Annotated in this window: 8 protein-coding genes; 3 read left to right on the top strand and 5 right to left on the bottom strand. The window is 71.1% G+C overall.

Annotated elements, in window-relative coordinates:
* Positions 1-128: 128 nt before the first annotated feature.
* From ACG04Q_RS23790 to ACG04Q_RS23775, 4 genes are all read right to left on the bottom strand, one after another.
* Positions 129-2,945, bottom strand: coding sequence for a M16 family metallopeptidase (locus ACG04Q_RS23790; RefSeq protein WP_394514055.1), 2,817 nt, complete (start codon positions 2,943-2,945; stop codon positions 129-131).
* A 70-nt stretch (positions 2,946-3,015) separates the two neighbouring features.
* Entirely contained in the window at positions 3,016-3,999 is a 984-nt protein-coding gene (locus ACG04Q_RS23785) for an AEC family transporter (protein ID WP_394514054.1), read from the bottom strand.
* A 238-nt stretch (positions 4,000-4,237) separates the two neighbouring features.
* Complete coding sequence (locus ACG04Q_RS23780) at positions 4,238-6,103, bottom strand: ATP-binding protein (RefSeq protein ID WP_394514053.1); 1,866 nt, start codon at positions 6,101-6,103, stop codon at positions 4,238-4,240.
* 52 nt (positions 6,104-6,155) lie between these two features.
* A complete protein-coding gene (locus tag ACG04Q_RS23775; protein ID WP_394514052.1) occupies positions 6,156-8,744 on the bottom strand; it encodes a DNA topoisomerase III in 2,589 nt (862 codons plus the stop codon).
* Positions 8,745-8,864: 120 nt separating this feature from the next.
* Here ACG04Q_RS23775 and ACG04Q_RS23770 point away from each other — a divergent pair, with 120 nt between their 5' ends.
* The 3 genes from ACG04Q_RS23770 to ACG04Q_RS23760 are packed head-to-tail and all read left to right on the top strand — an operon-like array spanning position 8,865 to position 10,730.
* The gene (locus tag ACG04Q_RS23770; protein WP_394514050.1) at positions 8,865-9,329 is read left to right on the top strand and encodes an SET domain-containing protein; all 465 of its coding nucleotides are present in this window, start codon (positions 8,865-8,867) and stop codon (positions 9,327-9,329) included.
* Between the two features lie 4 nt (positions 9,330-9,333).
* Positions 9,334-10,053, top strand: coding sequence for a biotin--[acetyl-CoA-carboxylase] ligase (locus ACG04Q_RS23765; protein WP_394514048.1), 720 nt, complete (start codon positions 9,334-9,336; stop codon positions 10,051-10,053).
* The gene (locus tag ACG04Q_RS23760; RefSeq protein WP_394514047.1) at positions 10,053-10,730 is read left to right on the top strand and encodes a hypothetical protein; all 678 of its coding nucleotides are present in this window, start codon (positions 10,053-10,055) and stop codon (positions 10,728-10,730) included. Before ACG04Q_RS23765 ends, ACG04Q_RS23760 begins: the two co-directional genes overlap by 1 nt.
* On the opposite strand, the gene ACG04Q_RS23755 is transcribed toward ACG04Q_RS23760, so the two are convergent.
* Positions 10,681-12,765, bottom strand: coding sequence for a S8 family serine peptidase (locus ACG04Q_RS23755; RefSeq protein WP_394514045.1), 2,085 nt, complete (start codon positions 12,763-12,765; stop codon positions 10,681-10,683). The genes ACG04Q_RS23760 and ACG04Q_RS23755 overlap by 50 nt on opposite strands.
* Positions 12,766-12,817 lie beyond the last annotated feature (52 nt).

Genomic DNA, 12,817 nt, shown 5'->3' with positions numbered 1-12,817 from the left:
CGTCAATCGGGCATGCTTATGGCTGTTCATCCGGACTCCGGGCTCTTGTGGATTGGGTGTTTGGCGACTTCCAGTCTCTCAAACCCAACCCGGATGAACACCGGATACAACCTATTGAAGCTTCACATCTAGGGTGCCAGCGGCGCGACGGGCCGGCGGCCCAGCGCCTCCAGTTGCGGCTGCACCTTGGCCTGGTCGCCCACGGCGATGACGATGAGGCGCGCCGGGTCCAGGTGCTGCTGCGCCGCCTTCAACGCGCTGGCCGACGTGACGGCGGCGTACTTCGCGGGCAGCTCGGTGACGGCCGACAGCGGCTGGCCCGCGGACCAGTTGCCGGCATAGCCGCCGACGACGGCGACGTTGGTGTCGAACAGCCCCGGCAGGCTCAGCAGCTGCGCATTGCGCACGCGGTTCAGCTCGGCCGCGCCCATGGGCTTGGCGCGCATGCCGGCGATCTCCTTCCACATGTCCACCAGCGCCGCGCCGGTCACGTCGGTGCGCACGCTGCCGCGGATGCCGAACTGGCCGCGCTCGCGGCCCAGCGTGTAGCCGGAGTAGACGCCGTAGGTGTAGCCCTTCACCTCGCGCAGCTGGTTGTTGATGCGCGACGTGAACAGGCCGCCCAGTGCGGCGTTCATGACCTTCAGCGAGGCCACGTCCGGCACGGCCGCGGTGGGCCCCGGCGCGACGACGGCCAGCGCCGTCTGCGGCGCGCCGGGCTTGTCCACCAGCACGGTGCGGGCCGCGATGGGCCGGGCCGGCGGCAGCGGTGCCACCACGGGGGCCGCACCCTGGCCCTGCCACGCGCCAAACAGCGGCTCGACGAGCGCGCGCAGCTCGGCCTCGGTCAGGTCGCCGGCCACCACCAGGGCCGCGCGCTCGGGCCGGTAGTGCGCCTGCCAGAAGCCGCGCAGCGCGGCTGCGTCCACGGCCTGGAGGCTGGCCTCCGTGCCCAGCGCGTTGGCGGCCAGCGGATGGCCCTCGCCGTAGACGGCGCGGTTGCCCACCACGCTGGCCAGCAGGTCCGCCTGCTCGCGCTGCTGCGCCAGCGCGGCCAGGCGCTGCGCCTTCACGCGCTCGATGTCGGGCGCGGCGAAGGCCGGGTTCAGCGTCACATCGGCCAGCAGGGCCAGGCCGTCGCGGGCGGCGGCCTTGCGGCCGGAGAAGTCCAGCCGCGCGTCCTCGGCGCCGCCCTGGGCCGTCAGCGTGGCGCCCAGCGCGGCCAGGCTTTCGGCGATCTGCTGCGCGCTGCGCGTGGTGCTGCCCTCGGGCAGCATGGCCGCCACGAAGCCGGCCAGACCGGGCTTGTCGGCCGGGTTCACGGCCTGCCCAGCGCGCAGCACCAGGCTGGCGCTGACCAGCGGCAGGCCCGGCTTGGGCGAGTGGATGACCGTCAGCCCGTTGGCCAGCGTGAAGCTCTGCGCGGCCGGCAACACCAGCGGCTGGGCCTTGGCCGCCGCGGGCGGCTTGTTGCGCCAGGGCTCGGCCGCGTTCATCGCCTCGCGTTCGCCCTTGGCCGCCTTCGTCGGCATGGGCGGCGTGGGCACCTCGGGTGCCAGCACCTGTTCGCCCGGCAGCGCCTGCAGCGCGACGCGGCGGTTCTTGCCCAGCCACTGCGCCACGGCGGCGCTGACGGCCGCCGGCGACAGCGCGGCATAGCGCGCCAGGTCCTGGCCCAGGTAGCCGGGGTCGCCGGCCATCTGGTTGTAGTGGTTGACGAGGTCGGCCAGCGACGTGACCTTCTCCATGCGCTGCAGCACCTGCGTCTCGATGACGGCGCGGGCCTGCGCGATCTCGGCATCGGTGGGCGGCGTGGTGGCGAGCCGCTCGACCTCGGCGTCGACCAGCCTCTCGATCTCGTCCAGCGACGCGCCGGGCCGGGCCACCACCTCGATGTCGAACACCGAGCTCAGCGACTGCGAGTCCTGCCCCACGTGCACGCTCTGCGCCAGCTGCTTGTCGCGCACCAGCAGGCCGTACAGCCGGCTGGCCTTGCCGCCGCCCAGCACATGAGCAGCCACGTCCAGCTCGGCGTCGCCCGCCTGGTACATGGCCGGCGTGTGCCAGGCCAGGTTGAGGCGGCTCAGCTCGATGCGGTCCCGCACGACGAGGCGGCGCTCCTGCGTGATCTCGGGCATGGCGACCTTCACCTCCGGCGGCTTGGGGCCGGCCTTCAGCGTGCCGAAGTACTTCTGCACCAGCGCCTTGGCCTGCCGCGGGTCGAAGTCGCCGGCCAGCACCAGCGTCGCGTTGTTGGGCCGGTAGTAGGTGCGGGCGAAGGCCTTCACGTCCTGCAGCCGGATGCTCTGGATGTCGGCATGCGAGCCGATGACTGCCGCGCGGTAGGGGTGGCCCTCGGGGTACAGCGCGTGGTACTTGGCCTCCTCGACGATGCCGTAGGGCTGGTTCTCAGTGGTCTGGCGGCGCTCGTTGCGCACCACGTCCTGCTGGTTGGCCAGCGCCACCGAGTCCACCTCGTCGATCATCCAGCCCAGCATGTCGGCCTTCAGCCACAGGCCCTTCTCCAGCTGGTTGGACGGCAGCGTGAAGAAGTAGTTGGTGCGGTCGAAGTTGGTGGAGCCGTTGGCATCGGTGCCGCCGGCGGCGTCGACGTGCTTGTCGTACTCGCCGCGCGGCACGTGGCGGCTGCCCGCGAACATCAGGTGCTCGAACAGGTGGGCGAAGCCCGTCTGCCCCTTGGCCTCGTTGCGCGGGCCGGCATGCACCCACAGGTTGAAGGCCACCAGCGGCAGGCGGTGGTCTTCCACGAGGATGACCTCGAAGCCGTTGGGCAGCGTGAACTTCTCGTGGCGGATGGCCAGCTGGCCCGCCGCGGTGCTGACGGCCCCCTCGGGCGGCGCCACGGGCGTGCTCCAGGCGGGCAGCGACAGCGCACCGGCCAGGGCCAGCAGCACGGCAAGACGGCGGGGGGCGGGAGCATTCATGCGGAGCGATCCTGAAAGGGTGAGACGAAGATTGGGCCGCGGCGGTGCGACGGGCCCCAAGTGCCGGGAGTCACCATGGGGAAACCCGGGCCAGCACGGCCAGCCACAGCGGCGCGGTGGCCACGTACAGCACGGTGGAGACGACGGTGGCGGCCGTCACCTCGGCCTCCAGCGCGCGGTAGCGCTGCGCGAAGATCAGCGCGTTGGAGCCCGTGGGCAGCGCCGCGATCATGACGATGACGGCCAGCGGCATGCCGCTCAGGCCCAGCAGCCAGTGGCCCACCGCCAGCACGACGGCCGGCATCAGCAGCAGCTTGGCCGCCACCAGCCCGACCAGGCCGTTCCAGGTGCGCGGCCAGCCGTAGTAGGCCAGCGACATGCCGATCAGCGTCAGGCACAGCGGCACGACGGCCGTGCCCAGCGACTGCAACGCCTCGTCGGCCACGGCCGGCAGCGGCAGGTTGGTCGCGTTCCAGGCCAGCCCGGCCAGTACCGGCAGCACCACCGGGTGGATGACGGTGTTGCGCACCGTCTGCAGCAGCGTGTCGACGAGCCGGCCCGACGCGCGCTCGCGCGCCAGGTCCAGCTCCACCAACGTCGTCAGCAGCGTCAGAATGCACAGCGCATGCAGGCTGACGACGGCGATGTGCAGCGCCAGCCCCTTCTCGCCGAACACGCCGGCGGCCACCGGCAGCCCCACCTGCAACGTGTTGCCGAAGCCCGCCGTGATGGCCTTGACGCTGGGCGTGACGACGTTCTGCCCCGGCGCCAGCCGCCAGCGGTACAACCCGTACGCGAGCGCGATGAGCACCAGCATCGGCACGAAGAACGCGCCCAGGAAGGCCCAGGGCAGCGCCGCCGTGTCCAGCCGCGCCGTGGTGCGGAACAGCAGCGCCGGCACGAAGATGTAGAACGCCGCGTTGGCGAGCACGCGCGCGGGGTCCGAGTCGCTGCCCGCGGCGCCGCCGCCCAGCCAGCGCATGCGGCCGACGACCCAGCCGATGGCGACGGCGACCAGGATGGCCAGCAGCTTGGCGGCAATCGCCCAGGTCATTGCAGCCCCTCGCCCAGCCGCGCCCCGCTGAACGCGGGCGTGTCTGGGCGGTCCTGCAGACCGCGCTGCGGACAGTGCCGCAGCTCTTCGGCAGGCACATGCCGCCCACCGGGCGCCATGTGTCCGGCCGAAGCCCCCGAGGGGACGGCGATGCTCGCGGCATTGAGCCGCTCGCACATCGCCTTGGCGGGCCGGCTTGGGAGCGGCCCGGCGCTCGGCCCGGCAAACAACGTCGACGTCACACCACGGCCACCCGAAGCTCGAAGCTGAAACTGCTGCCCTGCCCCGCCGTGCTCTGCGCGACGATCTGGCTGCCCATCAGCCGCACCAGCTGCTGGCTGATGGACAGGCCCAGCCCCGTGCCGCCCAGGTGGCGCGAGGCCTCGGAGACCTGTTCGAAGGCCTGGAACAGCCGCGCCTGCTGGGCCGGCGTCATGCCGATGCCGCTGTCCGTCACGCCGAAGCGCAGCCGCACCTGACCGTCCTTCACGGGCTCGATGACGGCGGCCGTCAGGCTGACGGTGCCGCTGTCGGTGAACTTCACCGCGTTGGACAGCAGGTTCAGCAGCACCTGGCGCAGCCGCTGGCCGTCCACCAGCACCTGCGTGGGCAGCCGCGGGTCCACGTCCAGCGCAAAGCTCAGGTTCTTCTGCTCGGCGCGCAGGCGCACGCTGTCGCAGGCCATGTCCAGCAGCGCACGCAGGTCCACCGGCGCGAGCTTGAGGCTGACCTTGCCGGCCTCGATGCTGGCCATGTCCAGCACGTCGTTGATGAGTTCCAGCAGATGCAGGCCCGAGTCGCGCATCAGCTGCAGCCGCCCCTGCTGCGGCGCCGGCACGCCGGGGTCCATCTGCATCAGCTGCGTGAAGCCCAGGATGGCGTTTAGGGGCGTGCGGAACTCGTGGCTCATCGTGGCCAGGAAGCGGCCCTTGGCCTGGTTGGCCGCCTCGGCGCGCAGCTTGGCCTCGCTGAGCTCGGCCGTGCGCTCGGCGACCAGCTCTTCGAGATGGTCGCGGTGGCGCGTCAGCTCGGCCTCGGCCTCGCGGCGCAGCGAGATGTCGATGACCATGCCCTCGATGCGCCGCTGGCCGCCTTCAGCCTCCACCCAGTGCGCGCTCAGCTCCACCCACAGCGGCCGCCCGGCCTGCGTCCGCAGTTGCAGCTGCACCTGCTGCACCTGGCCCTGCTCGTTCAGCACGGCCGCCACGCGCAGCATCTCGCTGCGGCGCAGCCCGGTGAGCTCCCGCAGCCGTCGGCCCACGGGGCTGAGCCCCGTCAGGCCCAGCATCTGCATGAACGCGCGGTTCATGCTCAGCACACGGCCGTCGGCATCGGCCTGGAAGATGCCCTCGGTCGCGTTCTCGAACAGGCTGCGGTAACGCGCCTCGCTGACGCGCAGGCCCTGGGCGGTGAGCTGGACCTGGTCAGCCGCGCTGCGCAGCTTCAGACTCATCGCGTTGAAGCGCATCGTCAGCTCGCCGATCTCGTCGCGCCGCTCCACCGCCTCCTGCGCGCCCAGGTCGCCGGCGGCCACGCGCTGGGCCAGCGCACCCAGCCGCGCGACCGGGCGGCGCACCAGCCAGTGAACCAGCAACGAGCTGGCGATGACGATGCCCACGACGACGACGCCCAGCAGCTCCACGACGAACAGCCGCGTGCGGCGGATCTGCTCGTCGACGCGGTCCCGCGTGAAGGTCAGCACCGCAGCCGCGACCTGCGCGCCGGGCACGTCCACCGCGGGCTGGTAGGTGATGGCGAACTCGCGCTTGAGCGGGCCGTTGGCCGGGTGGTCACGCTCACGCCGGGCCTGGCCGCCGCGCAGCCCCAGCCCCTGCAACTCGATCGCATGCACCTCGGGGTCGGCCATGACGGCATCGAGCAGGTTCTCGATGGCGACATGGTCCAGATTCCAGATCGGCCCCGCAAAGCCGCGCTCGATGAGGCCGGCCATGCGAGCCTCGCGCTGGTGCAGGCCCTGCATCAGCTCGGACTCCTCATGCGAGGTCCAGGTCCAACCCACGGCCAACACCAACAGGCTGGCCACCAACGCAATGCCGGCGGTCAGGCGCGTCTGTATGCCGATGCTCAATGGCGTTAGCGCCATCTTTTCCTCCCAGCCCGTGCGAGCGTGCCGTTGGGAGGAAGCATAGGGGGAATCACGCCTTCGCGGCAGCCTTCTTCGCGGGCGCCTTCTTGGCCGGCGGCGCCTTGCCGGCACGCGGCTCGAACTCGAACACGACCTTGCCTTCCTTCTTGTCATAGGCCAGGAAGGCCTTGAACTTGCGGCGCGTCTTGTTGGAGACGAAGTTCTCCAGCAGGTCGGTCTTGCCCTCGGTCAGCAGCTTGTGCACCTGCGGCGGCTCGATGGGCTGGGTCAGGATGACCTTGCCGGTCTTGAAGTCGCAGGTCACCTTCTCGCCCACCGAGTGCTCGCAGACGTAGTTGGCGCCGTGTTCATACACATGGCCCTGGCACTTGGGGCAGGCGCCCAGGCTCTGCTGGCCGGAGAAGTCCACCGGCTCGCCGTCGTTCTCGGCCTTCTTGGCGTCCTCGCCGAAGTCGAACTCCAGCTTCCAGTTGGCGATCTCGTCGTCGTAGACCAGCGCCAGCTCGGCCGTGAACGGCCAGCCCGCCTTGGAGCGGAAGCCCTCCAGCGGGCCGATCTTCTTGTTGGCGAGGAAGGTCTCCACCTCGCCCAGCTCGAAGCTGCGGCCGCCGGGGATCTTGCCGATGGAGAAGCCGCAGCCTTCGGCCGCGCCATCCTTGCCGGTGCAGGTGAAGCGGCGGTAGTTCTCCTTCACCACGCCGCCGCACTTGGGGCACGGGACCTTCAGCGTCGCATAGTCGCCCGGGATGGTGTCGCGGTCATAGCCCTTGGCCTTGGCGACCATCTTCTCGGTCATGGCCGCGATCTCGGCCATGAACTGCTCGCGGCTCAGCTTGCCCTTCTCCATCGCGGCGAGCTTGGACTCCCAGTCGCCGGTCAGCTCCGGCTTGGTCAGGTCCTCGACCTCCAGGCCGCGCAGCAGCGTCATCAGCTGGAAGGCCTTGGCCGTCGGGATCAGCTCGCGGCCCTCGCGCAGCATGTATTTCTCGGTGATCAGACCTTCGATGGTGGCCGCCCGCGTGGCCGGCGTGCCCAGGCCCTTCTCGGCCATGGCCTCGCGCAGTTCGTCGTCGTCGATGAGCTTGCCGGCGCCTTCCATCGCGGACAGCAGCGTCGCTTCCGTGTAGCGTGCCGGCGGCTTGGTCTGCAGCGCCTTCACGTCGACGCTCTCCGTGCGCACGACCTCGCCCGGCTGCACCGGCACGAGGTTGGCGTCCTCGTCATCCACGTCCTTGCCGTAGACGGCCAGCCAGCCCGGCTTCACCAGCACCTTGCCGTTGGTCTGGAAGTGATGCTTGTCCAGCACCTTGGAGATGCGGGTGGTGACAAGGAACTCGGCCGGCGGGTAGAACACCGCCAGGAAGCGCTTGACGACCATGTCGTACAGCTTGGCCTCCACCTCGGTGAGCGCCTTGGGGGCCTGCAGCGTCGGGATGATGGCGAAGTGGTCCGACACCTTGGCGTTGTCGAACACCTTCTTGGTGGGCTTGATGTAGCCCTCCTTCAGCGACTTGGCGGCGTGCGCCGACAGCGCGGCCAGCGGGCCGGGCAGGTCTTCCGTCGCCAGCATCTTGGCCGTGTCCTTGGCCACGGCGAGGTAGTCCTCGGGCAGGAAGCGCGAGTCCGTCCGCGGGTAGGTCAGCACCTTGTGCTTCTCGTACAGCGCCTGCGCGATGGCCAGCGTCGTCTTGGCCGAGAAGCCGAAGCGCGAGTTGGCCTCGCGCTGCAGCGTCGTCAGGTCGTAGAGGCCGCCGCAGCTGGTGGTGCTGGGCTTGCTTTCTTCCGTCACCTTGGCGGGCTGGCCCAGCACGGCCTTGGCGATCTCGTCCGCTTCGGCCTGCGTCCACAGGCGGTCGGCACGGCGCTCGGCGTCGTCGTTCTTCTTCCACGCCGGGTCGAACCACTTGCCCTCGTACTGGCCGGCCTGGGCGTCGAAGCTGGCGCGCAGCTCCCAGTAGTCGCGGGCCACATGCTTGCGGATCTTCTCCTCGCGCTCGACGACCACCGACAGCGTCGGCGTCTGCACGCGGCCCACGGTCGTCAGGAAGAAGCCGCCGTCGCGAGAGTTGAAGGCCGTCATCGCGCGCGTGCCGTTGATGCCCACCAGCCAGTCGGCCTCCGAGCGGCAGCGCGCGGCGTCGGCCAGCGGCAGCATCTGCGCGTCGCTGCGCAGCTTCTCGAAGCCCTCGCGGATGGCCGCGGGCGTCATGGACTGCAGCCACAGCCGCTGGATGGGCTTGTTGAGCTTGCCCTTGGCGGGCTGCGCATACTGTTCGATCAAGCGGAAGATCAGCTCGCCCTCGCGGCCCGCGTCACAGGCGTTGATCAGGGCCGTCACGTCCTTGCGGCGGATCAGCTTGACGAGGGCGTTGAGCCGGCCCTTGTTCTTGTCGATGGGGTTGAGGTCGAAGTGCGGCGGGATCACCGGCAGGTTGGCGAAGCTCCACTTGCCGCGCTTGACGTCGAACTCCTCGGGCGCCGCGATCTCCACCAGGTGGCCCACGGCGGAGCTGACGACGTACTGCTCGTTCTCGAAATGGTCGTCGTGCTTGTCGAACTTGCCCGCCACGGGAGTCAGCGCGCGGACGATGTCCTGCGCGACGCTTGGCTTCTCGGCAATGATCAGTGTCTTGCTCATCAGGTCCAGTCTCTTGATCTGTCTCGCAGCGGGGAACTCGGGATCCCCTGCCTAGAATGCAGGCCTCGCGCGCACGCCTACACGCACGCGCACCCATGAAATCACCGTACCACAGCGCCGATGACGCCAAAAACCCCACGCCGCAAGATCGAAGTTCGTGATTCCGGCGTGCACGGACGCGGCGTCTACGCGGCGGCCCCCATCGCGGCGGGTGCCAAGATCATCGAGTACACCGGCGAGCGCATCAGCTGGGAAGAGGCGGTGGACCGCCACCCGCACGACCCCAGCCAGCCCAACCACACCTTCTACTTCCACATCGAAGGCGGCCAGGTCATCGACGCGCTGTACGGCGGCAACGATGCGCGCTGGATCAACCACGCGTGCGAGCCCAACTGCGAGGCCGACGAAGTGGACGGCCGCGTCTTCATCAAGGCGCTGCGCGACATCGAGCCCGGCGAGGAGCTGTTCTACGACTACGGGCTGGTGCTGGACCAGCGCCACACCGCCAAGGTCAAGAAGCAGTTCGCCTGCTGGTGCGGTGCCCTCACGTGCCGCGGCACGATGCTCGCACCGAAGGGCCGCTGAGCGCATGGAGCGGCGCCACCTCGCCGAATGCGGCTCGACGAACACCGAAGCGCTGAACCATCTGCGCGCCGGCGGTGGGCCGCTGATCGTGTCGGCCGACCGGCAGACCGCCGGCCGCGGCCGGCTGGGCCGCGCCTGGCACAGCGACGGCGCGGCGCTGACGTTCTCCGTCGCCGTGACGGTGCCCGCCGGGCTGGACCTGTCCGGCCTGTCGCTGGCCGTCGGCTGCACCGTCGCCGACGTGCTGGACCCGGCGGGCGGGCGCATCCAGCTCAAGTGGCCCAACGACCTGTTCCTGGACGGCGCCAAGCTGGGCGGCATCCTCATCGAGGCCGTGCCCCTCACGGCCGAACGCCGCGGCGTCGTCATCGGCATCGGGCTGAACCTGCAGCCGCTGCCGGCCGACGCCGACCGCAGCGCCTTCGCCAGCGGCCACGCGGCGCTGCAGACGCTGGACCCTGCCGCCACGGCCGGCGCGACGCTGGACCGGCTGGCGCCGGCGCTGCGCGGCCTGCTGGCCGACTTCGAGACGCTGGGCTTCGGCCCCTGGCAGCTGGCGTTCTCGCGCCGCGACCTGACCGCCGGCCGCGCGGTGCGCGTGGGCGAGCAGGCCGGTATCGCGCGCGGCGTGTCCACCCGCGGCGAGCTGCTGCTGGACACGGACACCGGCCTGTGCCCCATCAGCGCCGGCGAACTGAGCCTGAGACTGGAGACCTCCCCGTGATGCGTGTCGTGGTGATCGTGCTGCTGGCGGTCAACGCCCTGTTCTTCATCTGGTCGCGCGGCTGGCTGGACGCCGTCACGGGCCTGCCCGCCGAGGGTGGCCGCGAGCCGCAGCGCGTGGCCGCGCAGCAGCACCCGGAGCGCATCACGCCGCTGGCCGCCAGCGCCGTGGCCGCGCTGGCGCAGCGGAGCTGCCTGGAGCTGGGCCCGCTGGACGGCGACGCCGCCCTGGCCGCCGCCCAGGCCGCGCTGAAGACCGCCGGCGCCCCCGTGGCCGAACTGCAGGTGCGCAGCAGCGAGCAGGCCGGCGTGTGGGTCGTGGCCACCATCAAGCTGGCCGACCCCGAGTTCCGCGCCCGCAAGGAAGCCACCTACAAGCAGTTGCGCCTGAGTTATGAGCCGCTGGAAGGCCTGCCGGCCGAGCAACCGGCCTTCGTGCTGAGCCGCCATGCCAGCCAGGCCGACGCCTCGGCCGAGCTGGCCGCGCTGGACAAGCGCGGCCTGAAGGGCCTGCGCGTGCTGGCGCTGAAGGCCGCGGCCACACGCCACACGCTGGTCATCCCGCAGGCCGACGGCCTGCTCGCCGGCCGGCTCAAGGCCAGCCGCGACCCCGCGCTGGCCGCCGGCTTCAGGGCTTGCAGCGTCGCGGCTGCGGCGTCGGCCGCTTCCGCAGGCTGAACGCCGCCAGCAGCAGCGATGCCAGCCAGGCCAGGCTGGCCGATCCACCCCCACCGCCGCCGCCACTGCCGCCCGTGTTGGCGGGCGGCGTGACGACGGGCGCCGCGTTCACCGTGACCGTCGCCGTCTGGCTGTGCACATAGCCGTCGCTGTCGGTCACGTCGGCCTGCACGCTGAACGTGCCGGCGGCAGCGGGCGTCAGCGTCGCCGTGGCGGTGTTGGCGCCGCTGCTGAAGCCGTTCACGACGCCGGCGCCGCTCAGCAGCGTCCATTGCGTCGCGGCCACCGTCTTGCCGCTGGCCAGGCCGGTGATGGCCGCCGTCAGCGTGCCCGACTGCGTGGCCGTCAACGTGGCGGCCGACGGCGTGATCGTCACCGCGGCGTTGTTCAGCGCCTTGGCGGCCGCGACGGCCGCGGCGGCGTCCACCATGCCGGCGCCGCAGGTGGTCTTGGTGCAGTAGCACTCGTCCTGCACCGTGCTGCTGGGCGCCGCGCAGGCCGCGATGCCGGTGGATCCGCCGCTGGTGGGGAAGGTGCGGGCCGTCAGCTTCAGCGCGGCGGTGGCCTCGGCCGACGTCAGCGCCGGGCGCACTGCCGCCATCAGCCCGACGATGCCGCTGACCACCGGCGCCGAGAAGCTCGTGCCGACGGAGGCGTTGCTGTTCGTGTAGGCCTCGTCGTTGGCGATGGGCGTCGTCGTGCCGCGGTTGGTCGTGCTGACCATGGGGTACAGGCAGGGCTGGCCGGCGGTGATGTTGATGCAGTTGCCGCCCGGCGCAGCGATGGTGACCTCCGGGCCGATGCTGGAGAAGCCGACCTTGGTGCCCACGTGGCGCAGCGCCGCCACGGAAACGACGCCGGGGCAGTTGCCCGGCAGGCCCACGGCCTGGCCCTCGGAATTGCCGGCCGCGATGACGACCGTGGCGCCGGTCGCGTTGACCTGCGTGATCGTGTCGCGGTACAGGCCGCCGGTGCCCGTGGTGCCGCAACTGCCGGTGCCGCCCAGGCTCAGGTTGAGCACCTTGGCCTTGTTGGGGTTGGCGGCGATGCCCGGCACGTCGATGCCCGCCGCCCACTTCATGCCGGCCATGATGTCGCTGTCGTAGCCGCCGCATTTGCCCAGCACGCGCACGGGCAGCACCTTCAGCAGCCCGCCCTGTGCGGTGCCGCTCCAGCCCAGCCCGGCCAGGCCCTGGCCGTTGTTGGCCTTGGCGACGATGAGGCCCGCCACGCGCGTGCCGTGCCAGGTGCTGTTGGCGACGTTGCTGCTGGTGCAGCCGGTGCCCAACGTACCGCCTGACACGTCGGCGGAGCTGACCCAGTCGCCCGGGTCGGAGGGGTCGCTGTCATGCCCGCCACCGTCGTTGGCGATGGCCGTGGACATGCTGCCGGGGCTGCCGTAGCCGATCATGTCGTAGCCGGCCACGAACTGGCCCGCCAGGTCCGGGTGGTCCATGCGCACGCCCGTGTCCAGCACGGCGACGACGGTGGTGTTGGTCAGGCTGGCCGTCAGGTCCCAGGCCCCCGGCGCATTGACGCTGGACACCACCTGGCCCGGCGTGCTGCTGGGGGCCTTGAGGTACCACTGATCGATGGTTCGGCTGGGAATGCCGCCCATGACGCCCTCAGGGTTGACCGCCGCACCGCCGAACAGCGGGTCGTTGGGCACCGCCAGGTGCTGGCGGCGGCCGTCCACGGCCACCAGCTCGACTTCCGCGTCGGCGGACAACTGCCTGACCAGCTGTGCGGCCGTCATGCCACGGGCCGTGACGACGTGGGTGCGCTCGTCCAGGCTCAGCCCGGCGCGCAGCGCCTGGCCCGTGCGCAGGCCCAGCGCCGTCGCGCGGGTCTGCGCGATCTCGCGCGCCTCCAGGCGTGTGGCCCGCAGGCTCAGGCGCTTCGCGCGCACGCTGTCGGCCTGGGGTTTGAAGCGCACGATGACGCGGGCTTCGGCATCGGCCGGGGTCTGGGCGGCCGCCGGTGCGGCCAGCGCGGCGGCGGCAAGAGCGAACAGCAACGGACGCAGAGACGTCATGGCGGCAGGGGGGCAGCAAGGAATCGAACCAGTTTAGGCGTGCCCACCCGTG

The sequence above is a fragment of the Pelomonas lactea genome (assembly GCF_043555885.1).
Taxonomy (GTDB): Bacteria; Pseudomonadota; Gammaproteobacteria; order Burkholderiales; family Burkholderiaceae_C; genus Pelomonas; species Pelomonas lactea.
The sequence above is the reverse complement of the archived record's forward strand: the minus strand, read 5'-3'. Positions and strand labels throughout refer to the sequence as shown.